The organism is Vibrio aestuarianus (genome assembly GCF_012395185.1).
GTDB lineage: Bacteria > Pseudomonadota > Gammaproteobacteria > Enterobacterales > Vibrionaceae > Vibrio > Vibrio aestuarianus.
This window is the reverse complement of the sequence record NZ_JAAZTU010000047.1, coordinates 1-24204: the sequence shown is the minus strand read 5'-3', so window position 1 is coordinate 24204 and position 24204 is coordinate 1. Positions and strand designations below refer to the sequence as shown.

The 24204-nt window shown below is 42.3% G+C and carries 26 protein-coding genes and 1 tRNA gene; 10 read left to right on the top strand and 17 right to left on the bottom strand.

Annotation, left to right across the window (positions count from 1 at the left end; translation table 11 throughout):
* Positions 1-267: 267 nt before the first annotated feature.
* Positions 268-344, bottom strand: a tRNA-Pro gene (locus HGG78_RS17095).
* Positions 345-598: 254 nt separating this feature from the next.
* Between HGG78_RS17095 and HGG78_RS17090 the strand changes: the two genes are divergently transcribed.
* From HGG78_RS17090 to rluF, 3 genes are all read left to right on the top strand, one after another.
* The gene (locus tag HGG78_RS17090; RefSeq protein ID WP_010319399.1) at positions 599-739 is read left to right on the top strand and encodes a DUF3149 domain-containing protein; all 141 of its coding nucleotides are present in this window, start codon (positions 599-601) and stop codon (positions 737-739) included.
* A gap of 145 nt (positions 740-884) precedes the next feature.
* Entirely contained in the window at positions 885-1463 is a 579-nt protein-coding gene (gene smrA / locus HGG78_RS17085) for a DNA endonuclease SmrA (RefSeq protein ID WP_053310961.1), read from the top strand.
* 93 nt (positions 1464-1556) lie between these two features.
* Entirely contained in the window at positions 1557-2573 is a 1017-nt protein-coding gene (gene rluF, locus HGG78_RS17080) for a 23S rRNA pseudouridine(2604) synthase RluF (protein WP_172533610.1), read from the top strand.
* A 64-nt stretch (positions 2574-2637) separates the two neighbouring features.
* Here the strand turns inward: rluF and upp are convergent, their stop codons facing one another.
* Positions 2638-3264: a uracil phosphoribosyltransferase gene (upp, locus tag HGG78_RS17075; protein WP_053310959.1), complete on the bottom strand. Its 627-nt coding sequence runs from the start codon at positions 3262-3264 to the stop codon at positions 2638-2640.
* Positions 3265-3430: 166 nt separating this feature from the next.
* On the opposite strand from upp, the gene purM reads away from it, so the two are divergent.
* Together purM and purN are read left to right on the top strand one after the other, a co-directional pair.
* The gene (gene purM / locus HGG78_RS17070; RefSeq protein ID WP_168521364.1) at positions 3431-4471 is read left to right on the top strand and encodes a phosphoribosylformylglycinamidine cyclo-ligase; all 1041 of its coding nucleotides are present in this window, start codon (positions 3431-3433) and stop codon (positions 4469-4471) included.
* 3 nt (positions 4472-4474) lie between these two features.
* Positions 4475-5113, top strand: coding sequence for a phosphoribosylglycinamide formyltransferase (gene purN / locus HGG78_RS17065; RefSeq protein ID WP_053310957.1), 639 nt, complete (start codon positions 4475-4477; stop codon positions 5111-5113).
* A 74-nt stretch (positions 5114-5187) separates the two neighbouring features.
* Here purN and HGG78_RS17060 read toward each other — a convergent pair whose 3' ends face one another.
* Both HGG78_RS17060 and lpcA read right to left on the bottom strand, forming a co-directional pair.
* Positions 5188-6033: a class II glutamine amidotransferase gene (locus HGG78_RS17060; protein WP_168521362.1), complete on the bottom strand. Its 846-nt coding sequence runs from the start codon at positions 6031-6033 to the stop codon at positions 5188-5190.
* A gap of 55 nt (positions 6034-6088) precedes the next feature.
* On the bottom strand, positions 6089-6664 hold the full coding sequence (gene lpcA / locus HGG78_RS17055) for a D-sedoheptulose 7-phosphate isomerase (protein ID WP_053310955.1): 576 nt from the start codon (positions 6662-6664) through the stop codon (positions 6089-6091).
* Between the two features lie 310 nt (positions 6665-6974).
* On the opposite strand from lpcA, the gene fadE reads away from it, so the two are divergent.
* Positions 6975-9419 carry an acyl-CoA dehydrogenase FadE gene (gene fadE / locus HGG78_RS17050; RefSeq protein WP_053310954.1) on the top strand — a complete coding sequence of 815 codons (2445 nt, stop codon included), beginning with the start codon at positions 6975-6977 and terminating at the stop codon, positions 9417-9419.
* A gap of 94 nt (positions 9420-9513) precedes the next feature.
* On the opposite strand, the gene HGG78_RS17045 is transcribed toward fadE, so the two are convergent.
* Positions 9514-10764 carry a TIGR03503 family protein gene (locus HGG78_RS17045; RefSeq protein ID WP_172533609.1) on the bottom strand — a complete coding sequence of 417 codons (1251 nt, stop codon included), beginning with the start codon at positions 10762-10764 and terminating at the stop codon, positions 9514-9516.
* 8 nt (positions 10765-10772) lie between these two features.
* Positions 10773-11516 (bottom strand): DNA polymerase III subunit epsilon, encoded by a 744-nt coding sequence (gene dnaQ / locus HGG78_RS17040; RefSeq protein WP_053310952.1) that lies wholly within the window; start codon positions 11514-11516, stop codon positions 10773-10775.
* Positions 11517-11572: 56 nt separating this feature from the next.
* On the opposite strand from dnaQ, the gene rnhA reads away from it, so the two are divergent.
* Positions 11573-12040, top strand: a complete 468-nt coding sequence (gene rnhA / locus HGG78_RS17035; protein ID WP_053310951.1) for a ribonuclease HI — start codon at positions 11573-11575, stop codon at positions 12038-12040.
* A gap of 6 nt (positions 12041-12046) precedes the next feature.
* Here the strand turns inward: rnhA and HGG78_RS17030 are convergent, their stop codons facing one another.
* Positions 12047-12790, bottom strand: a complete 744-nt coding sequence (locus HGG78_RS17030) for a class I SAM-dependent methyltransferase (protein WP_172533608.1) — start codon at positions 12788-12790, stop codon at positions 12047-12049.
* A 36-nt stretch (positions 12791-12826) separates the two neighbouring features.
* Between HGG78_RS17030 and gloB the strand changes: the two genes are divergently transcribed.
* The 3 genes from gloB (at position 12827) to HGG78_RS17015 (ending at position 15915) form a co-directional block, all read left to right on the top strand.
* On the top strand, positions 12827-13585 hold the full coding sequence (gene gloB, locus HGG78_RS17025; protein ID WP_172533607.1) for a hydroxyacylglutathione hydrolase: 759 nt from the start codon (positions 12827-12829) through the stop codon (positions 13583-13585).
* Positions 13586-13657: 72 nt separating this feature from the next.
* Positions 13658-15232: a lytic transglycosylase gene (locus HGG78_RS17020; RefSeq protein WP_172533611.1), complete on the top strand. Its 1575-nt coding sequence runs from the start codon at positions 13658-13660 to the stop codon at positions 15230-15232.
* Entirely contained in the window at positions 15229-15915 is a 687-nt protein-coding gene (locus HGG78_RS17015; protein ID WP_053310948.1) for a YIP1 family protein, read from the top strand. The genes HGG78_RS17020 and HGG78_RS17015 overlap by 4 nt, the downstream gene beginning before the upstream one ends.
* Here the strand turns inward: HGG78_RS17015 and HGG78_RS17010 are convergent.
* From HGG78_RS17010 to HGG78_RS16965, 10 genes are all read right to left on the bottom strand, one after another.
* Positions 15905-16747 carry an endonuclease/exonuclease/phosphatase family protein gene (locus HGG78_RS17010; RefSeq protein WP_172533606.1) on the bottom strand — a complete coding sequence of 281 codons (843 nt, stop codon included), beginning with the start codon at positions 16745-16747 and terminating at the stop codon, positions 15905-15907. The two genes, HGG78_RS17015 and HGG78_RS17010, sit on opposite strands and share 11 nt — an antisense overlap.
* An 80-nt stretch (positions 16748-16827) precedes the next feature.
* Positions 16828-17166: a nitrogen regulatory protein P-II gene (gene glnB / locus HGG78_RS17005; RefSeq protein ID WP_168521350.1), complete on the bottom strand. Its 339-nt coding sequence runs from the start codon at positions 17164-17166 to the stop codon at positions 16828-16830.
* Between the two features lie 108 nt (positions 17167-17274).
* Entirely contained in the window at positions 17275-17586 is a 312-nt protein-coding gene (locus HGG78_RS17000; RefSeq protein ID WP_172533605.1) for a c-type cytochrome, read from the bottom strand.
* 61 nt (positions 17587-17647) lie between these two features.
* A complete protein-coding gene (gene tilS / locus HGG78_RS16995; RefSeq protein WP_172533604.1) occupies positions 17648-18964 on the bottom strand; it encodes a tRNA lysidine(34) synthetase TilS in 1317 nt (438 codons plus the stop codon).
* Positions 18965-19365: 401 nt separating this feature from the next.
* Positions 19366-19884 carry a hypothetical protein gene (locus tag HGG78_RS16990; protein ID WP_172533603.1) on the bottom strand — a complete coding sequence of 173 codons (519 nt, stop codon included), beginning with the start codon at positions 19882-19884 and terminating at the stop codon, positions 19366-19368.
* Between the two features lie 30 nt (positions 19885-19914).
* Positions 19915-20163 carry a prepilin peptidase gene (locus HGG78_RS19320; RefSeq protein WP_422108895.1) on the bottom strand — a complete coding sequence of 83 codons (249 nt, stop codon included), beginning with the start codon at positions 20161-20163 and terminating at the stop codon, positions 19915-19917.
* 35 nt (positions 20164-20198) lie between these two features.
* Positions 20199-21218, bottom strand: coding sequence for a type II secretion system F family protein (locus HGG78_RS16980; protein WP_172533601.1), 1020 nt, complete (start codon positions 21216-21218; stop codon positions 20199-20201).
* A complete protein-coding gene (locus tag HGG78_RS16975) occupies positions 21196-22752 on the bottom strand; it encodes an ATPase, T2SS/T4P/T4SS family (protein WP_172533600.1) in 1557 nt (518 codons plus the stop codon). Before HGG78_RS16975 ends, HGG78_RS16980 begins: the two co-directional genes overlap by 23 nt.
* Before the next feature lie 5 nt (positions 22753-22757).
* Positions 22758-23240 (bottom strand): hypothetical protein, encoded by a 483-nt coding sequence (locus tag HGG78_RS16970; RefSeq protein WP_172533599.1) that lies wholly within the window; start codon positions 23238-23240, stop codon positions 22758-22760.
* Positions 23237-24049: a hypothetical protein gene (locus HGG78_RS16965; protein WP_172533598.1), complete on the bottom strand. Its 813-nt coding sequence runs from the start codon at positions 24047-24049 to the stop codon at positions 23237-23239. Before HGG78_RS16965 ends, HGG78_RS16970 begins: the two co-directional genes overlap by 4 nt.
* Between the last annotated feature and the right edge of the window lie 155 nt (positions 24050-24204).

The window sequence follows — 24204 nt, the reverse complement described above, 5'->3', positions numbered from 1 at the left end:
ACCCCAGATATGACAAAGCCCCGCATTGCTGCGAGGCCTTTAATGTGATCGATGAAGAGCCTGAGTTTGAAAGAGCCGAACCCCCGACCCTTTCGAGTACACTATTCCTATACCCCAGATATGACAAAGCCCCGCATTGCTGCGAGGCCTTTAATGTGATCGATGAAGAGCCTGAGTTTGAAAGAGCCGAACCCCCGACCCTTTCGAGTACACTATTCCTATACCCCAGATATGACAAAGCCCCGCATTGCTGCGAGGCTTTTAATGTGGTCGGTGAAGAGGGATTCGAACCCCCGACCCTCTGGTCCCAAACCAGATGCGCTACCAAGCTGCGCTATTCACCGAGATTGTTCTAAGATTTATCTCCAAGAACGGATGCGTATATTACGGATCTCGCTCACAGACGCAAGCCATTTAATGATTTTTTTCATTTAAAAGAACCATTCGCTTAAAACATCGCCAACACCATCAAGAAATGTGACCAATTACACATGACAATAAACAACCCGTTAACCTATACAACACAATTGATCCAGATCAGTGTAACCATAGTCATGAACCTTTAACTTGGGCTTGTCTTCGAAACTTTGGAGGGAACATGGACTTTTGGCTTGATCTCCTATTTGGTAATGCAGTGGGGCTATCTTCAATGATAGTAATCTTTGGCGCTTTTGGTCTAATGCTATTTTACGGCGGTTTCTTCATTTACAAGGTGATGAACGACAAATCTCCTCACTAGATCGCTTAGCCGCTATTGAAAAATAGAATGACGCTATGCACCGGAGCCGATTACTTGTCTGCTCCGGTTTTTTATTTTCTGCTTGATCTGATTCGAGGATCACTGGGTATAATTGCCTATTCCTCTATCGATTCGAGAAGCACCCATGTCTCAGAATGATTTCGATTTATTCCAACAAATGATGGGCGACGTAAAGCCAATTACTCACGACACCGCCGAACTCAAAAAATCACATACTGTCACTGATTCTCAGCTAGCTAAAAGAGAATCGGCCATGACGATAAGTGAAGGCGATCCTGACTATCTTTCGATCGATAACGCTCCAATGCTCAAACCTAATGACATTATCGAATACAAGCGTGACGGTGTTCAAGAAGGCGTTTATCGAAAACTGCGTTTAGGAAAATACCCTATTCAAGCTCGCTTAGACCTTCATCGCAAAACACTAAAAGAAGCGCGAGATGAAGTGGTTAGCTTTCTAAAACAATGCATGGACTGGGATATTCGAACTGTCACCATCGTGCATGGTCGTGGGGAGAAGTCAAACCCACCAGCACTAATGAAAAGCTTCGTTGCCAACTGGTTGATGCAAATAAAAGATGTGCAATGTGTGCATAGTGCTCAAGCTTTTCATGGTGGTTCAGGAGCGGTTTATGTGATGTTGCGTAAGAGCTCCGAAAAGAAAATAGAAAACCGAGAGCGTCATCAAAAACGACTTGGTTAATTAACGATAACTGCTAAAATAAACGCCATCCAAAGCAACACTTCAGTGTTGCTTTCTTTTTTAACCGCCGTTGGGAAACGTTAGGAGAACAACATGTCGCAACAAACTGAAAAACGCCTAAATAAATTCATCAGTGAAACTGGCTACTGCTCACGCCGTGAAGCTGATAAATTGATTGAACAAGGTCGGGTAACGATCAATGGTAAACTGCCAGAGATGGGCACCAAAGTGCAGCCAGATGATGACGTTTGCATTGATGACAAGCCACTAAAATCCAAAGAAAAACCTATCTATATCGCATTAAATAAACCGACTGGCATTACCTGTACGACTGAACGTGATATTCCGGGAAACATTGTTGACTTCATCGGTCACCGCCAACGTATTTTTCCTATCGGCCGCCTCGACAAACCTTCTGATGGCTTAATTTTTCTCACCAATGACGGTGATATTGTGAATAAGATTCTACGCGCAGGAAATAACCACGAAAAAGAGTACGTAGTACGTGTAGATAAGCCGATCACCAATGAGTTTCTAAAGAAAATGGCTTCCGGTGTTGAAATTCTCGATACCGTCACTTTGCCCTGTAAAGTGACGCAAGAAACTAAGTTCTCATTTCGTATCGTGTTAACTCAAGGTTTGAACCGTCAAATTCGTCGTATGTGTGAAGCACTAGGTTATGAGGTGTTTAAATTGCGCCGTGTTAGAATTATGAACATCAGTTTAGATGGTATTCCAAATGGCAAATGGCGTTACCTGTCTGATAATGAAGTGGCTGAAATTCTGGCGATGTGTGAAGGTTCAAGTGGCACTGAAGACGCATCAAAATTAGACGCGCAAGGAAAACGCATTCGCAGAGCAACCAATGCTAAGCTGTACGATAGCCGCGAAGAGAATCAAACCTCAACAGCGCGTCGTAACCAAAAAACGCGAACCTTTAAAGGTCATAATGCTGATGAATATCGCCATGCGCCAAATTCTAAAAAAGGCAAAGGCTCTCGCACTACATCGGCTAGCAATAAGTCATGGAATAATGATGCAAGACAAGGCAGTAACAATGATAAAGCACCCGCTAAACGTACAACGGGTACGCTCGGTCTTAAAAAGTAATCATTAATTTTTAGAATTAAGTAAAACAAAGGGGAGCATCGATATGCTCCCCTTTGTCATTCAATTACTTGGTACCAAAAATCTTATCACCAGCATCGCCTAAACCAGGAACGATGTAACCTTTGTCATTTAGTTTTTCATCAATCGCAGCTGTGTATAGTTCTACATCTGGGTGAGCTTTTTCAAGAGCTGCAATACCTTCAGGTGCCGCCACCAATACTAGGATTTTAAACTGATTACAGCCTTGCTCTTTCAGAAGATCGATCGTGGCGATCATCGAACCACCAGTCGCCAGCATTGGGTCAACGACTAACGCGATACGCTCTTCAATGTTAGAAACTAACTTATTGAAATAAGGCACTGGTTCTAATGTTTCTTCATCACGGTAAACACCTACCACACTGATGCGTGCACTAGGAATGTGCTCGAGAACACCATCCATCATGCCAAGGCCTGCACGCAAAATTGGCACAACCGTAACCTTCTTGCCTTTAATTTGATCGACTTCAACAGGGCCGTTCCAACCTTCAATGGTCACTTTTTCTGTTTCAAAATCAGATGTCGCTTCATAAGTAAGCAGGCTACCGACTTCTGTCGCTAGCTCACGAAAACGCTTAGTGCTGATTTCCCCTTCTCTCATTAACCCAAGTTTGTGTTTAACTAGAGGGTGCTTCACTTCAACAACTTTCATTTCCATCTCCGGCAATATTTAAATAAACCTGCGGATTATACACACATTTTGTATTGGTTTCAGTGCCAATTATAAACAAAAAAACTGACGCAAACGTTTTCCTTTTTGTTTTAAGCCCTGTTAGAATAGCGCCGTTTTCATATCCAACTTAAACGAGGACTTCCCCGTGAGCGGTAATAACACATCTCTGAGCTACAAAGATGCAGGCGTAGATATCGATGCAGGCAATGCACTAGTTGAACGCATTAAAGGTGCCGTCAAACGCACTCGTCGCCCTGAAGTAATGGGTGGCATTGGTGGTTTTGGTGCGCTTTGTGAGCTGCCAACAAAATATAAACACCCTGTTTTGGTTTCCGGCACTGATGGTGTAGGCACTAAATTGCGTCTCGCTTTGGATATGAAAAAGCACGACACGATTGGCGTTGATCTCGTAGCAATGTGTGTGAACGATTTAATCGTCCAAGGTGCAGAGCCACTCTTCTTCTTAGATTACTACGCAACCGGCAAATTAGATGTAGATACCGCAGCGGACGTGGTATCTGGTATCGCCGATGGTTGTGTACAAGCTGGCTGTGCGTTAATTGGTGGTGAAACCGCAGAAATGCCTGGTATGTATGAAGGCGAAGATTACGATGTCGCTGGTTTTTGTGTCGGTGTGGTGGAAAAAGAAGACATCATCGACGGCTCAAAAGTGGCGGCAGGTGATGCATTGATTGCGGTAGGTTCAAGCGGTCCCCACTCAAATGGATACTCGTTAGTGCGTAAGATCTTAGAAGTCTCTGGCGCAGATAAAAATGAAGAGTTAGCAGGAAAAAGCATTGGTGAGCACTTACTGACACCAACCAAGATTTACATCAAATCAGCGCTTAAGATGATCGCAGAACACGACATTCACGCAATTTCACACATTACTGGTGGTGGCTTTTGGGAGAACATTCCTCGCGTTTTACCAGCAGGAACCAAGGCCGTTATTGATGGAAACAGTTGGCAATGGCCAATCATTTTCCAATGGCTTCAAGAAAAGGGTAATGTGACAACTCACGAAATGTACCGCACTTTCAACTGTGGTGTCGGTCTTATCGTTGCACTACCACCTGAACAAGCCGATGCTGCGGTTAAATTACTGCAAGCAGAAGGTGAAAACGCATGGGTTATCGGTCATATTGCTGAAGCTCAATCTGGTGAAGAGCAAGTAGAGATCAAATAACCTATGAAAAGTATTGTTGTTTTAGTTTCAGGAAATGGTACCAACTTACAGGCTATCCTCGACGCGTGTGAAACGAAGATTAAAGATGGCAAGGTTACGGCCGTTTTTTCAAACAAAGCAACTGCTTATGGCTTAGAACGAGCTAAAAAAGCAGGTGCAGCAGCGGTACATATTGACCCCAATGCTTTTGATACGCGTGACGCGTTTGATCTCGCATTGATGGAACAAATAGACCAATACGCACCTGATTTAATCATTCTAGCTGGTTATATGCGCATTCTGAGTAGTGAATTTGTTCGTCATTACTTAGGAAGAATGCTCAATATACACCCATCGCTGCTACCGAAATATCCTGGTCTCAATACCTACCAACGCGCGATTCATGCTGGTGATGAAGAACACGGAACCAGTGTTCACTTTGTCACAGAGCAGCTTGATGGCGGGCCTGTTATCCTACAAGCAAAGGTACCTATTTTTGATGAAGATACGGTTGAAACGCTGACAGATAGAGTGCAAACCCAAGAGTATCGAATTTACCCTTTAGTGGCACAATGGTTTGTTGAAGAACGTTTAGAGATGCGTGAAGGCAAAGCTTACCTCGATGGAAAACAACTTGGTATGCATGGCTACGCGTTCGATTAAGTTGAACAAAAAACTGGAAAATGAAAAGGGTTGCATAACAGCAACCCTTTTTTGTTGAGCAATGAGAATACCATTTAATTCAGAGATTCAATCGGTGCCTGACACCCAGGTTTAGCCGCTGCAAACGGCACATCAACTAACGCTGAGGCATTATTATCAATACACTCACCATAGTGAAAAATCGCATACTCACTGGGTTTCATTCGCTGCCACATTTCATTACCCGTCAAAGGTTGTGTCGCAATCACAGAAACCACATCGTTTGGTGTTGTTTCTTCTTGAAAGTTGATTTCAACATCTTCATCAAGCAAGCTGGCTTTACCAAATGGCGCACGACGGGTGATCCAATAAAGGTGATTCGTACAATACGTCATCACGTATTCCCCATCCGAAAGCAGCATGTTAAATACGCCTCTTTCTTTTAATTGGTCACAACATTGCGCAACAAAACGAAACATCCCAACCATGTCCTGTGGTGGTTCTGGATAACGCGCTTCCAATTGCTTTAATAACCAGCAAAATGCCTGTTCACTGTCTGTTTCACCAACGGGGCGATAACGCCCAGTTTCTAACTGCTGGTGATCAGCCAGTTGTCCATTATGAGCAAATGTCCAATATTTCCCCCACAACTCTCGCGTGAAGGGATGAGTATTTTCCAAATTTACGCCACCACGATTCGCTTGACGAATATGGCTAACGACCGCCCGGCTTTTTATCGGGTAACTCTGGACCAGCTCTGCAATTTTGGACTGGAAGCTGGGGTTTGGGTCTTTAAAAGTCCGAAACCCCTTTCCTTCATAAAAAGTAATTCCCCAGCCATCACGGTGTGGACCTGTATTGCCTCCACGCTGAATCAGCCCAGTAAAACTAAAGCAAATATCCGTCGGCACATTGGCACTCATACCGAGCAATTCACACATGGTTTAACGCACTCCCTTCTTTAAACCTTAGGCTGCACCTGAATAATTCAGATAATTACGCCATTTCTTTTTCGATTAATTGGATAATGATATGGATAATTTTAATATGGATTTCTTGAATACGGTCAGCATAACCAAAATGAGGGACACGAATTTCAACATCCGCCAAGCCCGCCATTTTGCCGCCATCTTTACCGGTTAGAGCAATGGTTTTCATGCCTTTCGCTTGCGCCGCTTCAATGGCTTTCAAAATATTACCAGAGTTACCTGAAGTAGACAGACCAAATAATACATCCCCCTTTGCACCTACCGCTTCAACATAACGAGAAAATACAAAATCATAACCAAAGTCATTACTCACACATGATAAATGGCTTGGATCAGAAATAGCGATGCCAGGGTAACCAGGACGATTTTCACGATAACGCCCCGTTAACTCTTCAGCAAAATGCATCGCATCACAATGTGACCCGCCATTACCACAAGATAGAACTTTGCCACCTTGTTTGAATGAATCAGCAATCAGTTTTGCCGCCGCTCCAATTTGAGCAATATTATGGTCATCACTGAGAAACTTATTCAGAACGTCAGCAGCTTCCGTCAATTCACTTTTAATCAAATCCTGGTACATAGGTATATTCTCTTTTTAATCTGCTTACAGATGAACTCTTGTTTTAGAGCCAGTAACAAACTTGAGTTTACCCAAACCATTTGCTCTGTCGAGAGTTCCACTTCAAGAATTGTCCTTTTCTGTTCATTCCATACGTAGAAAGTCACGGATACATTGGATTATTTAGATTTTTTGCTCTACATGGATCACTTTTTGAACAATATAAGGTTTTACATTTCATTAATATTCTGATTACAATCAACACTGGTTAGACCACTTCAAAAACCAAGACGTATAACAAAATACATTCCGTCTTAAAGGGAAACATATTATGGACATCTTGCTCTCTACACTTGGCTTTATCGCTGTACTCGGTATTTGCCTCTACCACAGAACCTCACTCTTTACTGCCTTAACGGCATTAACCGTTACTATGATTGCGTTAACGGTTTTTGACTACGCTGGGTTTATCGGCTGGGTACTTTACCTCGCCGCTATCGCAGTCTTTGCTGTCTCTTCTATTCGCCAAAGTCTGATCAGCGAAAAAGCATTGAAACTATTTAAAAAAGTTCTTCCTGCCATGTCACAGACAGAAAAAGAAGCCTTAGACGCCGGTACTGTTTGGTGGGAAGCGGATCTGTTCAAAGGAAAACCAAACTGGGACAAACTGCACAAGATTGCCGCGCCAAAACTAAGCACAGAAGAACAAGCCTTTCTTGATGGTCCGGTGAATGAAGTGTGTGCCATGGTCAGTGACTATCAAGTCACTCATGAACTGGCAGACCTTCCTCCTGAAGTTTGGCAATATTTAAAAGATAACAAGTTCTTCGCCATGATCATTAAGAAACAATATGGTGGCTTAGAATTTTCAGCCTATGCTCAATCGCTCGTACTGCAAAAACTAACAGGTGTATCGGGAGTACTTTCATCCACCGTTGGTGTACCAAACTCGTTAGGCCCAGGTGAACTGCTGCAACACTATGGTACTGAAGAACAAAAAAACCATTACTTACCTCGACTTGCTGAAGGTAAAGAGATCCCATGTTTTGCGTTAACTAGCCCAGAAGCGGGTTCAGATGCAGGCTCCATTCCTGATTTTGGCGTGGTTTGCAAAGGCAAATGGGAAGGAAAAGAAGTGCTGGGCATGCGCTTAACTTGGAACAAACGCTATATCACCCTAGCTCCTGTTGCTACCGTATTGGGATTGGCTTTCAAATTGCGCGACCCAGACGGCCTATTGGGGGAAACCCAAGAGCTAGGTATTACTTGTGCGTTAATCCCAACCCACTTGAAAGGGGTTGAAATTGGTAATCGCCATTTTCCACTTAATGTACCTTTCCAAAATGGCCCCACGCGCGCAAATGATCTTTTCGTACCGCTTGATTTCATTATCGGTGGCCCAAGCATGGCTGGCCAAGGCTGGCGTATGTTGGTGGAATGTCTTTCTGTCGGACGTGGTATTACCCTACCATCAAACTCAACTGGTGGTATTAAAACCGCAGCATTAGCAACGGGCGCGTATGCACGTATCCGTCGCCAATTTAAACAGCCTATTGGCCACATGGAAGGAGTTGAAGAGCCATTAGCCCGCCTTGGTGGTAATGCTTATGTAATGGATGCAGCAAGTAACCTAACTGTTGCTGGTATTGATTTAGGTGAGAAACCATCGGTTATTTCGGCAATTGTTAAATACCACTGTACTCATCGTGGCCAACGCAGCATCATCGATGCGATGGACATTGTCGGTGGTAAAGGCATATGCATTGGTCCTTCAAACTTTTTAGCACGTAGCTACCAAGGCGCACCGATTGCTGTAACAGTCGAAGGGGCAAATATTCTGACTCGTTCGATGATCATCTTTGGTCAAGGTGCTATCCGCTGTCACCCTTATGTTTTGGAAGAGATGAATGCCGCTTATTCGCAAGATTCTGACGCAATTGAAAAATTTGATGCAGCTCTCGCAGGGCACGTTAGCTTTACTATGAGTAACCTAGTACGCAGCATTTGGTTTGGTATCACCGATGGGTTAGGCTCATCAGCTCCAACCAGTGATGCAACCAAGCGTTACTACCAACAATTGAACCGTTACAGCGCAAACTTAGCGTTACTGTCTGATATTTCAATGGCAGTACTTGGTGGCTCACTCAAACGTAAAGAACGTTTATCGGCACGCCTTGGCGATATTTTAAGCCAGCTTTACTTAAGTTCAGCAACACTAAAACGCTTTGAAAATGATGGTCGTCCAGTTGAAGATTTGCCTTTAGTACATTGGGGGCTACAAGACAGCTTGAAGCAAACTGAAGTCGCCATCGACGAGTTCTTAGCTAACTTTCCGAACAAGGTGATTGGAAAAGTACTGCGCGTGTTGCTGATGCCAATTGGTCGCGTCCGTAAAGCGCCAAACGACAAGCTAGACAGCAAAGTAGCACAGATTCTACAAACACCGAGTGAAACTCGCTCCCGCATTGGCCGCAATCAATACCTTGCCCCAACTGCACATAATGCAGCAGGTAAGATTGAACAAGCACTAGAGGTTATTTTACGTGCAGAGCCGTTGTTCGATAAAGTATGCTCGGTAACCAATCAACGTCGCCCATTCTTGCGTTTAGATGAAGTCGCCGCCATTGGTTTGCAACAGAAAATTCTCACCGAGCAAGAAGCACAGCTATTAACTGAGGCGGAAGCTCATCGTTTATACACCATTAATGTGGATGATTTTGCGTCAGAGGAACTCGCCGCAAAGTCACAATACCCAGCGATGGGTGAAGTTGCCTAATTCATGTTTGATAAAAGACAAGGGGCGCTTTCTAAGCGCCCCTTATTTTGTAACTAAAACAACCGATTTCTAATTTATACCGACTCCGACTGTGCTATTTCTTGGGCATATTCAATTGCAACTCAGGTTGCAGTGCTTTCCTTGCTTTCAGTTTGCGTATGATAAACCATATCAATAGCCCTAAAAGGATTGCCACCACATTGCCAATAGCGATGATCATAATGCTACGACTCGTCGCCTCTTCACGCATTTGAATGATCAGCTTTTCTTGCTCTATCTGACGCTGTTTTGCTTCTTCTTCGAGTTGTAAACGCCGCGTTTCAGCAATATTCACATCATCAACCACACTGTAAGTTCGCTCAGCTATTGGAAAATACAGTGGTCGCTTATTCGAGAGATCGGTAGCATACAATTTACCTGACCAACGATAATTCCCATTATCACCTTCATTGGGTATATCTAGGCTCAGTTTTAATTCATCTTCAGCGGACTGACTTTCAGCAACAAACCGCTCATCATAGATATCCGAATGCTCAATATGTGCCGCAATTGAGCCGGGCTCAATCATCCCTTGCTCGCCTGAAAAAACGACCTGGTGCGGCTCTCCATCAACTCGAGATTGAATAAAAGTGGTTAATATCGGTGTTGGATAAACCAAGACTTCTTGTTCTTGCGCACGTAAGAACACACCATTGCCAGATGTAATTCGCACACGGTATTTGCCAGGTTGAGGAGTAATTGGTAACGCAACGGTGAATACACCATCACCGGGGTATTCATCTAAACCACGGCCATCATCGCTAAACTCACCGATCACTTCAGGAATGGGGCGTGCTTCTTTCACCAACTCGTCTTCATTTTCAACATATTTGGTAAACGTAACCTTCAAGTTAACTCTGTCTAAAAAGTCTCGCAACTTAAGCTGCTGGCCATCAGAGCTCAAGCGAGCAGTAAACTTGATCTCCTCACCGTGATAAAGACGATTTGGAAACACATCGGTATTGAGTTGGAGATGAGAAATTAACTTGATGTTATTTTTAGGCGACACTTTACCTATCGCCTGCCAAGGCCCCGGCATAGGTGTATCGATAGAAATAATATCCATGCTAGGTTCTTGATACCAACGCATATTGTCTTCATGTCGCCCCGCATAATACTTTTTACCGTCCGGACGCACCAACACTACAGGCTGAGAAGCGGGTTCGCGATAAATCACAAAAGTAATTTGCGTAATGGTCGGATCAACCCGAAAACGGTTATCGAGCAACGACATTGAGGATTCACTCTCAGCAAAAACACCAATACTCCATATCAGCCCTAAACAAGCCGCCATTATCCTCAACATATTTTCTCCTACTGACGCCAGAGGCAGCTTCCGCTCTTCTCTACCAGATCTAATCTTTCTTGGTGTGCTTGTAATTCATCGGCACACGCGTGCAAAACCTTTAGCTTTTTCCGCCCAGCAGCGACACGTTTTATTGACTCTCCTCCCATACTGCCATCACTTTGAGTTCCTGCACTAAATTGCAATGAGGTTTGCCCCCCCGTCATTAACAGGTAGACGTCGGCTAAGATCTCGGCATCGAGCAAAGCGCCGTGCAAGGTACGGTGTGAGTTATCAATGCCGTAGCGGTCACACAAAATATCTAAGTTATTGCGCTTACCGGGGAAAATACGCTTGGCCATTGCCAAGGTATCAGTCACTTTACAATATTGCTCAGTCTTACCGATACGTGGGTCAAGTTTGCTAAATTCATAATCCATGAATCCAACGTCAAAGGGCGCGTTGTGAGCAACCAATTCAGCCCCTTTGATGAAATCTAAAAACTCTTGGTGCACCTCTCGGTATAGTGGTTTATCAACCAAGAATTCATCGGTAATACCATGAACCTCCACCGCTTCGGACTGAATTTCACGATCCGGTTTTAGGTAGACGTGAAAATGACGACCAGTCAGTTTCCGGTCAATAATTTCCACAGCACCAATTTCAATGATTCGGTGTCCTTCGTAATGAGGACCGCCTTCACGGTTCATACCCGTGGTTTCCGTATCGAGAACAACGATACGTTGAGATTCTGAATTGCTACTAGTATTCATAAGGATATCTATGTCAGACTATGCCGATAATGTGCGTAACCTAATAGTACCAAATCATGACAAAACAAGTGGAAATTTTCACTGATGGATCTTGCTTGGGTAATCCCGGCCCCGGTGGCTATGGCATTGTCCTGCGTTATAAGCAGACCGAAAAGACCTTAGCCAAAGGCTATACACTGACAACCAACAACCGAATGGAGATGTTAGCTGCGGTGGTTGCGTTGCAGTCACTTAAAGAGCCATGTCATGTCATTCTAACGACCGATAGCCAATACGTACGTCAAGGAATAACCCAGTGGATCCACAACTGGAAAAAGCGCGGTTGGAAAACGGCAGATAAAAAGCCAGTCAAAAACGCAGATTTATGGCAATTGTTAGACAAAGAAAGCGCCCGCCACGAGATTGATTGGCGATGGGTCAAAGGTCACGCAGGTCATCGCGAAAATGAAATATGCGATGAATTAGCACGCGCGGCTGCCGAAAATCCTACCGAAGAAGATACGGGTTATCAGCCCAACGAATAAACCATATTACGCTTTATTTTGATTTTGGCTCTTTAAGCGATAGTTCACCCCAACTGGAGAGAGGCGTCGCTTCAAACGCCAATGCGGCTTAATCGGTTTAAGCGGATAAGTCCGCTTACGAGCGACAATAAAGTACAAACTACCAAATGGAGACGCCCACTCTCCGATACTGTTTTCGAGCCATGTCCACATCGGTTGATATTTTTGCATAGGAAACAACGCGTATTGATCACACGCGATCACTTGATAATTCAAAATACTCAGCCAATCTTTGATGCGGCTTGCCGTAAACATTCTCCCGCTCCAAGGAAGGTTGCGTTTACGCCATGGCATAAAGCTAGCTATACCGGTAAAACTTATCGGATTAAAGCCGGTAATAATGATGTAACCATCGTCAATCATCACTCTATCGACTTCTCGTAAAACGCGATGCGGGTCATCACAGTAATCGAGCTGATGCGCCAACATCACCACATCGAAACTCTTTTCTAGAAATGGAAGTTCATAGCTATCCGCAATGACGTTATGTAATGGATTTTTTATATCAAGATTAACTTGGTGTTGAATATTGCAGTTGCAACTGGCAAGCTCACAACTAAGACCACCGAGCTTAAGCATATGGTAGCCAAACAATTTTGGGCACCACTCATCAAGCCGAGTTTGAATAGAATCACTGACCCACTGGCCATTTTTAAGCTGAGACCAAGAGTGAGGTTTATCTAACTTCTTTTCGCTACGTGCTGGCTTCATCGATAACCTATTTCACCTCGGTGACTGGAGATACTCATGTTACAGATCAAAAGCATACCCGCATTTAATGATAATTACATCTGGCTGATCCAAAATAGCGATCAGCGTTGTGCAGTTGTCGACCCGGGCGATGCTGCTCCGGTGTTGCAATACCTCACCGAACATCAATTGACCCTTGAAGCAATTCTGATTACCCACCATCACCATGACCACATTGGTGGTGTACCTGAATTGGTTCGCCAGCACCCCAATATAAATGTCGTGGGCCCAGTCAATGAACCGATTCCGACCTTAACTCACCCAGTTGAAGCCGGGGACCAAATAGAACTATTTGATGAAGTATTTATGGTGCTAGGCCTCGAAGGACATACAAATGGACACATTGGTTACGTGGGGGACGCAAAACTATTCAGTGGCGACGTACTCTTTTCCGCGGGTTGTGGTCGCGTATTTGAAGGCACCATGGAACAAATGTTCACTTCACTGAATAAACTAGCCGCATTGCCTGAGGAAACTGAAGTGTATTGCGCCCATGAATACACAGCCAGTAATGTGGCATTTGCACTTGCAGTCGAACCTGATAACGACCACTTGCATCAGTATCGTGACCAAGTTAATCGTCTTAGAGCTCAGCAGCAATCAACAGTGCCAACCACCATTCGCCAAGAGAAATTAATCAACCCATTTTTACGTACGCAACAAGAAAGTGTGATGAAATCGGTCGCCAATCGCACCCAACAAACCGATCCTCAATCAATCTTTACCGCATTACGTGAGTGGAAGGACGAATTTTAACGATTTGCTGCTTGTCATCGCCATAAAATGACAAGTATTATCAGCAGCCATTTAGTCAAAGGGCTGTTATACATGCGAGTTCAATTTAGCTGGGTGGTAGTGCTGTTATTAGCCGGATGCCAAATCACCCAGCCAGTAGATCAAACTACCTCACCAAACTCCGAAGAGGCCAATAGCCCTCAAGTTCAAACATCCACCAACCGTACTCATGCGAATAAACCGGTGCAACCTGCAAAAGTGCTCCCAAAGGTCGTTACCCCACAACAACAAAAAGACGTATGGCAACGTATTGCGATGCAGCTCTCGATGGATATCCCCGATCACAAATCCATCAGTTACTACCGTACTTGGTATCTTAAGCATCCTAACCATCTCAAAACGGTTTCTAAGCGTGCTGAACCTTTCCTTTATTTGATTACAGAGAAAATTGAACAGCGCGGATTACCGCTAGAACTAGCCTTACTACCGATAGTCGAAAGTTCATTTGATGCCTTTGCATACTCGCACGGCAGCGCAGCGGGCTTGTGGCAATTTGTACCAGGTACAGGGGAAATGTACGGTTTAGAGCAAAACTTTTGGTATGACGGCCGCCGAGATGTCGATGCCGCCACCGATGCAGCTTTAGATTACCTGACTTATCTTAATAAGCGTTTTGACGGTAACTGGAACCACGCGATTGCCGCCTATAATAGCGGTGGAGGTCGTATCTCAAGCGCAATTCGTAAAAATCAAAAAGCGGGTAAAGCTACCGATTTCTTTTCCTTAGATCTGCCAACTGAAACCACAGGCTACGTGCCGAAACTGCTTGCTGTTGCAGACATCATCGCCAATCAAGAAAAATACGGTATTACCATTCCAGCAATCGCAAACAAACCGGTACTGGAATTAGTCGACCCACAAGAGCAGCTTGATCTTGCCATTGCCGCTAACTATGCCGGCATGACAGTGAAAGAGCTACAAAGCTATAACCCAGCCTATAATCAGTGGGCGACTTCCCCAACAGGCCCGTACCAGTTACTGATCCCGGTTGATAAAGCGGATACTTTCATGCAAAAAGTGCAACAAAACCGTGGCAAGGGAATGAAACTGGTGCGCTATAAGGTTAAATCGGGAGATAGCTTGAGTGTGATTGCGCAGCAGCACAGCACCACCACTAAAGTGATTCAAACAGCAAACAACCTCACCAGCAATAGTATCCGTGCTGGACAATATTTGATGATCCCCACTTCGGTGAAAGATGAAAAAGCTTACGCGCTGAGTGCCAGCAACCGCCTAGCCAAAACCCAATCAATGGCGCGAGGCAAATACAAACTCTCGCATACCGTTACCAGTGGTGACAGCCTTTGGAGTATTGCAAAGCAACACAACATTTCTCACCAGTCATTGGCAAGATGGAATGGCATGGGACCACGAGACACATTAAAAATCGGCCAAAAACTGGTTATTTGGAAAAATAGCAGTGATGGCGCGATTATCCGTACCGTCTTTTACCAAGTTCGCTCTGGCGATACGCTAAGTGGTATCGCGAATAAATTTAAAGTAAAAAGTCATGACATCGTTAACTGGAATGATCTTGCGAATCAAAAGTACCTAAAACCAGGTCAAAAACTTAAACTCTATGTCGACGTTACTAAGGTCAGTGTATGAACCCGTCTAGCAACCCTTTAACCATGTTGGTGGATATATTCCGTTCACCAACCTCTTGTTTCCTTGCCATTTATCAACGAGGAATGTGGGGCTGGCAGCCTTATATCTTTTTAATTCTGAGCCCATTTCTATTCTGGGGTGCTTATTTTGATATCGTCAACTTCGAATGGCTCAAAGCAGCACTTGCACCACAACTGGCGGTGGTAAACCCAGTTCAACTAGAGATGTTGGATGCAAATACCCTAATGGCCAGTGAAATCATCAGTGATATGATTGGTCGTACGGTCACGATTTTCATGCTGGCTTTCTGGTTCCATTTAGCCACCAAACAAAGTCAGCACCAGCATGGCTTTTGGCGTTGGTTTGCCGCAGGTGCCGTCATCACTTTCCCTGCCGTGTTGGGCGACTTAGCCAGCTACGCTAGCCTACTGCTAAAGCATGGCCAAGTGATGACTTACGCCGCTGACTTAAACAGTTTGAATGGTTTACTCAAACTACCTCTGACAAACGATTGGTCTCAGTTTGCCAGCTCTTTTCCTCTGCTTTTACCTTGGTATATTGTGCTAGGGTATGCCGCAGTGGGCGCTTGGACTGAACTGGAACGTGGGCAAGCTTTGGCTATCTCTGCACTGCCTTGGGTCGGTTACTATGTGATTTGGGCGCTCTACATTGTTATAAGCTAAAGTGCACCAGCATAGGGTTATGATCAGAAGCGTCGCTTTGCGGCGCTTTTGCGTTTATTACCGTAAGCCCACGATAAAAGACATGATCAAGTACTAAACCGGTGACAAACTGGATGCGGTTATCAGGGCTAAATATTACCTCTTGCATCCCTGCGCCTTGTAACGCCGTTTTCATCGCCGCCATGCGCTGCTCACTCCAACTATTGAAGTCTCCCGCCACAATCACCGGCCCCTTGTGCTCATCTAACTTGCTTATCAAGGTTGATAACTGGTTAGCGTATTCATCTGTACCATAAGTAAAATTAACCGCATGCAAGTTCACGGCTGCTAATGATTGCCCGTCACTTAAACGATACAGCGCATAAATGGCCGATTTAGGTAAACGCAACCAAGGTTCAACTTCCGTATAAGCGCAGGCGTAACTAGGCATCTGTTTTGACAAATTCAGCACCCCAGCAGACTCACCGAATACACGAAAAGCAGCGGCTTGGTTTCCTCCCCATTGACGTTCGACAATCCAAGATTTCAATGCTTCCGTCATACTTGCTTCTTGGAGTAACAGCAGTTGAGATGATTGGCTGAATTTATCTAGCTCACTGTGCCAGTTAACTCTATTTTGCTTATAGATATTCCAAACCAGTAACTCTAGCTGCCCGTTAGCATCAATAACCTGAGCATTGGGGTTGTCGTAGCACACTAAAGGTGATGCACTATTTTGATGATTGATTGTCAGTATTTGCGGCTGGCTAGGGATGGTGAAGATAAAGAAAAAACTCACCACAGCAATAAGAATAACAAACACAGGTAAGGCAATAAGGTATTTTTTCTTCATGAATTTAGCCACGCGATGTGAACCAGAAACAAGGGAGCAAAATGAGGAAAAAGGAGCGAATCGCTCCTTTTCTAGATAAATTAAATAGCGTCTTCGTCTTCTTCACCGGTACGAATTCTCACAACACGCTCAACACTAGTAATGAAGATTTTACCATCACCAATTTTACCCGTTTGCGCCGTTTCAATAATGGTCTCGACACAATGGTCTGCTACATCATCACTAACCACAATTTCAAGCTTCACTTTTGGCAAGAAATCTACCATGTATTCAGCACCACGGTACAACTCGGTATGTCCTTTCTGACGGCCAAAACCTTTCACTTCAGAAACCGTCATCCCTGTGATACCAACTTCAGCAAGCGCTTCGCGTACATCATCGAGTTTAAATGGTTTAATTATGGCTTCAATTTTTTTCATGTTCATCCCTTAAACTGTCTTCAATGACTGGCATTATCTGCTAGCAAAAAAAAACAATCAATAAAAAGCCCAAGCAATGCTTGGGCAGATTGAATAAATCTATTGAGATTATTTTAAACTTGCGAAGTAAGCTGCGAGGTTATCAATATCAGCATCACTGAGCATGGACGCTTGTGCTTGCATTACCATCGCTAACCCACCTGTACGCTCTTTGTTTTTATACGCTTTCATAGAGGAGATTAGATATTGCTCGTTTTGTCCTTTAAGATTTGGATAGCCGGGAATAACAGCAATACCATCAGCACCATGACAGGCAGCGCATACCGCTGCTTTAGCTTGACCAGCCGCGGCATCACCCGCCATAGCATTACCGCCAAGAAGACCTAAGCCGACAACCACTCCGATTGCGAATTTTTTCATTGCTCCACCTTTTATGTCCATATTAGTTTTAGGTTTTGTACGAATTCTGCATCAAAAGCGTTCACTTGTCCCAGCGAAGTTCACAATCTTGGCCACTGAAATCACGATCTACAAACAAATTGGCAACAGCAACCACCTGATCACGATACATCAATATCGGTGTTCTACGACGTAGCCAACTTGGCACGCCATATTCCTGAAACAGTTTTTTCAATTTACGTCGACCAACGCGCCCCACAGGGCAAGCACTAAGCCCTTGAGGATCAAAGCTTATCCATAACTCTTGTGGCTTGCCTGCAAGCGCAATCCCACCTTGATTATCTTGCTCCAAAGCTTTTAAGTGCAGTACGCCCAAGCCATCTGGCAACTCAACAGCTTGATTAAGCCCTATAGGCGCTTGCCACTGCGAAACATCTTGCTGAGTTTGGACACAATATAGCTTTTGATCAAAGCGACGAATTTCACTATCACCGAGTTTCAGACATGGGTTAGCATCAAGGCGAGCTAACGCGACTTGGCGCCAGATTATCGCCAAATGTTCTTTACTTGGCATAGGCTCGCCTAATGCAGCTAACCACATTCGCAATAATTGGCTACGAGCTAGCTCACTATGTAGCGAAAGGTGATGAATTGATAAGCTCCCATCTGGAATTTGCGCGCTACGCAACTCTCCTTGCAAAAGTTCTTCTAGCAAGAGTTGCTGCTGCGCGCACAATTCAGCACTGCGAGCAACCGCTTGCTGGAAATGGGGCCAGCGCTGAGTAAGAACTGGTGTCACCTGATGACGAATAAAATTGCGATCAAAGCGGGTATCTTGGTTGCTCTCATCTTCCACCCACTCTAACTGTTTAAGCTGCGCATAAGCTTCTATTTGTGCACGAGTTGCACTAAGCAGCGGTCGAACGATAGAGCCATCACCAAACGGCATGCGTTGCGCCATAGAAGATAAACCTTTCGGCCCACTACCACGTTTAAGCGCGAGCAAAAAGGTTTCGATTTGATCGTCAGCATGTTGGCCCGTTAACAGTAGATCATGCTTTGTAATGTGCTTCGCCAATACTTGATAACGCGCCGCTCGCGCCAAAGATTCAATGCTCTCTCCGCTGTTTTGATCCAATTTAACGGTTTCTATAAAAAATGGGATCGCTAGCGCTTGCGCCCACAGCTGACACTGCTCCGCCCATCGATCCGCATTCTCGCTCAAGCCATGGTGTACATAAACGGCGCAACATTCACAGTCATGACTTTCTTTATACTGGGCAAGTAACTCCAGCAGAACACGCGAGTCAACACCACCACTAAAACCAAGTACTAACTTACCTGTCGGTTGGTAATAACGCTTAATGATTTGCGAAAAAATAGAATAGAGCTCTGTCATAGGGCTTTATGCTCGAAAAAAGTCAGGTGAATTAGCCATACATGGGAAATAAAACGGGTGCTGCAAGCACGAGTTTACCTTGAAAGCGTCAGCCTTTAAATGGCTTTTCAGCTAAATAGTAGGGAGGGGGTACGACAGAACGCAGCAAGCAAGCGACTCATCACTGACATTCATATAACCCTAAGCTTCTTCGATCACCCGCTGTTTTTTGACAGGCTCAGCACAAATTTTGAGTAGACTATTTAATACTTTCCATTCTAGGTTCGGTATATAAATCGCTCATTTATCTAACTTTACTTAACAATATTCCATCCATGGAATAGTAATAATCTTCCAAAAAAGCAGTTACTCACCTTTATAGATAATGATAAAACCATCGACAATAAAAAGATTATATTTAATCACTTTACAAGTTCAAACCTAGTAAGCTTAAGATAAATACAATCACCACCCCCATAAAAAATACCATCATTATTTTTATTAAATTCTTTACCCACATCACTTTGATATATTTTCACATTATAATCTACGGTACAAAGATCATCATTAGAACCGACCGCATCATGATCATTGATATCGCCAGCAAGGGTTATATAGTTCTCTTTTAACTCTGACGTTATAAATGGAGAGTTAGGATGAACTCTCACAGTATTAGTTTCTAGATGATTAGTAGCACTTACATCCCAAACTACTAAATCTACATCTTTACCATTAAGATTCTTAATTATAATTTTACCGTAAGGGTCCTGTGGTCCAGGGCCACTATCATTATCTCTCAGCTTAATTTCAAAGCTAATATAAAAAGCTTTGACAGCTCCACTAAGATAAGCAGAAGAGTGTATTATATCACTAGAAGCAGAATAGGACAGTGACGAAAAAGCAATAACACTTGCTAAAAATATAATTTTAAAAATATTCATTTAATTAAAACTCCAATATTAAAAGTAACGCTACAGACATTGATATACAGAAAGTAATTGTTTCGGAAAAAAATACCTCACTGGTATTTTTTTATCACAAGATACACACTTTCCTTTAGATAACACAAAACCAAAGACTGGAATCAAATAAGTATATTTAATTTTACAACCACAAGACTCACAATATGAAGATTCAAAAAGTATACGTTTCCAATCAAAACCAAGTTTATATCTAAAAACACAGAGCTGATAAAAACTGACCAGACAGCTGCCGAACATAGCTGTAATTACAGCAAACGAAATATAGAATATCATTACGCACCGGAGATTGAACTACTAAGCATGAATGTTGAGCCAAATATAGCCAACACAACACTGGCAAATATTAATAAAGATACAATATTCAACACCCCTGATAACTCATCAATACTTTTTAGCGTTGATTCATTAGATTTATTTGATATTTCCGTTAACATTTCAACAAAACCATTTAATGAACTGTAAATAGTAATAATAAATATATCTTCTTTGGAAAAAAAACCGGTGTCAAGTGATTCCTTATAAGACAACCCCATAGATAAGTTTTTATACATTAAATCATAGTGATATTTCGCCCAACCTTTGGACATTTCTGCTTTTTTTTCTATTGCATCCGCAATTGGCACACCAGATTTAATCAGTATCGATATATCCATTAAAAACTGTGAAGATTGCAGTTTTTTATATGTTTTATAAGGTTGAATCTTATCCAAAACGTTATTTCTTAAACTACCAGTCAACAATGACAATGACTTTGATACCATGAAGAAAAAAACAACCAGACCTGCAAGTAAGAAAAGGAAACCTGGCTGCATAAACCATAAACCAATACTGTACACGTTGTAGGATAGACCAGGCCATTTTTCTAACGGAATTACCGCTTCAAAGGCTGGAAAAACTTTAATACTGTACATAACTAAAACTAGAGCACAGGCCGAAATTAATATAATGGGTACTGTTAATGCCTTAATTAACTTTGCAAATATTTGTTGTTTTACTTTAACAGAACTAATAACTGATTCGAAACCTTCAACTAAGTCCCCAGCGACCTCTGACGACGCCAAAATAGATTGCTCTTCATCTGGAATAACACCAGAAAATGCACTGGATATAGATGACGAATCTTGAAGACGCTCTGAAATATAATCCACTTTTTTGAGGAAAGATTTTTTATAAACACTCTTCCCTGCTTTATTAATTAAGCCTAATGATTCGAATAATGGCAAACCATCTCTCATCAAGTCCGATAACATTCTGTAGAGTTGAACACGATCACTGGTTGCTAATTTTTTCATCCATTTCTCTCAACATACTGTCTTCAATTTCTCCATAGAAATTAATAAACCATTGATAATCAACGATCCCTTGCATTACTAGCAGAAATATTTTTTCTTTCATTAGGTAGCCTTGATTCAAATTGCCCCTTTTATTGTGCTTATCGCGCCAACATTTATAAACCTTGGTTGGGTTTCCACTGGCGATCTCTTGCAAAATATTTAGATCAGGTACCAACATTTCAAACACAGGCCTTCGTCCAGATGCGCCTGTTTGATTACACCGTTCACACCCTTGTTCACTTTTTTGAAAAAGCTTATGACCCAAATCATTAATGCTATGCGGAACCTTGCAATATTCACAAAGTAAAGGAACAAGAGATTGGGTTATAATCCCTGCGATAAATCCAGGAGAGGCCAAGCGATCACGCTTCACTCCTAGACTTTCCAAACGTTGAATCGCCGTAGTTACAGACCCAGCATGAACAGTGGTTACAGCGTAGTGCCCACTTTCAATCGCACCAGTCAATGCGGTAGCGGTCTGATCATCACGAGTCTCACCAATCATTAATACATCAGGGTCGCGGCGCATCGCCGATTTTAAAGCTGGTAAAAAAGCATTAGCGCCATCTTTCAGTCTAACCACTGAACTCTGTATTGCACCTTGAATCTTATATTCAACCGGGTCTTCAACCGTAACGAAACAAGCATTTCCGCTGTACTTTTTCGAATACATCCACTCAAGTACATTTTTAATGGTCGTCGATTTTCCCGAGCCAGTCACACCAGTTATTAATAACAGACCATGTGGAGCCTGCATGATGGCTTGCAGATCCTTATCTTCATCAGGAGTTAACTGCAGGATTTCTAAAGGATTTTTATCACTATCAATAGCATCGAATACTTGTATCGTTTCAGCTTTGATTATCCTTAATACCGCATGATAACAACCACCAGACTTACCAAATATTGGCATATGAGCATATCTAAAACGATACGAGCCTGAAGGTAATTCCCTAAGTATGTTGGCATCTTGTGGAATATTACGATTCCATGTTGACTCTTTGGTTGTAGCAAGAATGTTGTAAGAAACAAACATCATCTCATCACAACTTTCAGCTGATATTGTTTTGACCTTATTGAGTAGCCCATTTACTCTCAAATGTATAATGGCAACTTGATCATTTCGTTCAAAATGAATATCACTTGCCCCAGCCACAACAGCACTTTCCAACAGAGAATCTATCGTATCAACAATATCCGTATTATGTTTTGAAGCTCTACCAGATTGAGAATCAATAGCAGTAAATACTTTGTAAAAATCCGTATTTGAGATAATTGCCACAGACTTAGCTTTGGGCAAATCACCAAAATCATTACTAAAACATTCTAATATCAAGTAGTCAGAAACCGCTTGTTTACCACCATTATCATCCACTAAATAATAGTCATTTTCATTGTTTAACCAACAAATCATTAGACCATTTCTTCCTGGGATAGAAACACTCTTAGTGACATCTATGTTATTAAATTCAGTTTTTATTATTTCTTCCATAACAATCAATAACTGTACTTAAATTTTTTGCCATTGTAGTTAAACACTACATTACTATCATCAATATCTATGGTTGAATTTTTAAATTTATCGCCTTGTGCTAGATTGAATTTTCTACCATAAAAACTAAATACTGCCATTTTCTGGCTATTTTGTAGCGACGTCACAGACAATAACCTAATGCCATTCGAATTGAATGGGCCGTCAGCTGGGTCATATACTTTAGCTTTACCACTGCTGCGGTTTAATTGCTTATCAATCTGCTTTTTCACTTCGATATTACTTAGCAATTCCTCATTAAGTGATTTTTCTATCTTTTCTTTCTCAAGCTTCAGTTTTAATAAGTTAATATCATCCATTAGCTTTGCTGTTTGCAACACATCTTGTTGATAAAGATAATTTTTATCACTGTTAATATCGCTTTCATCAGCAGCGTAAGAGTTAAATGAAACCACTAATGTTAATATATAAAATAATTTACTTTTCATTCGTTCCCCCTGCAATAAACCGTTCCACTCGCGCTATAAATACTTTCTTTATCAGAAAAACTTTTTCGTATAGCTGACACACCAACATTATCTCGAGTTAAAATATAACGAGACAAATAACTAACTTTCATCCAATCAAAATCTTGTACATTCCAGTCAATTCCATATATATCTAAATAGCTAGATTTTCCTTTAGATAAATACTCTTTACTTTGAACTAAAGAACGTGGCTGCTGGAAATTGAAAGAGGCTTTACCTACTCCATTACCCAGTGAAAAACCACTAATATCTATAAACTTTCTCATATCGAATAACGAGTCATTACAACTAGGAAAATCGTAATATTCTTTGTCGTTTAACACTCGCTTCATTCCAGTTAAACGTATTTCTTGGAAAATCAACTGATCACCAGACATAATAGTTTTAATGTTTTCATATCCCAGAGCTATTTTAGGGATACCTACATAATTCTTATTGTCTGTGCTTAACTTAAACTCACAATTTCCAGCCTGGCATTTGAATTCGACAGGTTTCCAACCAAGCAGGTTTAAATTAGAAAATTCATTTTCCACTCGCTTATAATCTGGTATGGAAAAGGATAATTTCTCCTCAACCATTTCAATTAACTTTAAGTAGCCTTGTTTCGCCGATTTTATATTTTCAAGTTCCTTTTTTCGTGCAGCTTCAATTCTCTCTCTTTCTTCTTGTTTCTCTTTAAAAATATAAGCACCTAAGCAACACCCCATAACAATAGATAATGCAACTGTAGATAGAGCATAAACTTTAGTTTTGCTAAGTGAAATTTGCATAAATTACCACATATAAAAGTATGTTAATGATAACAAGCAAGATACAGTAAAAAATCCAAATAAAATTTTCAATGCAGTACTCAAACGAATAGATATTTCATTCTTATTAGTCATATTCAGGTCATGCTTAGTCAATTCGATGACTTCTGTACCAC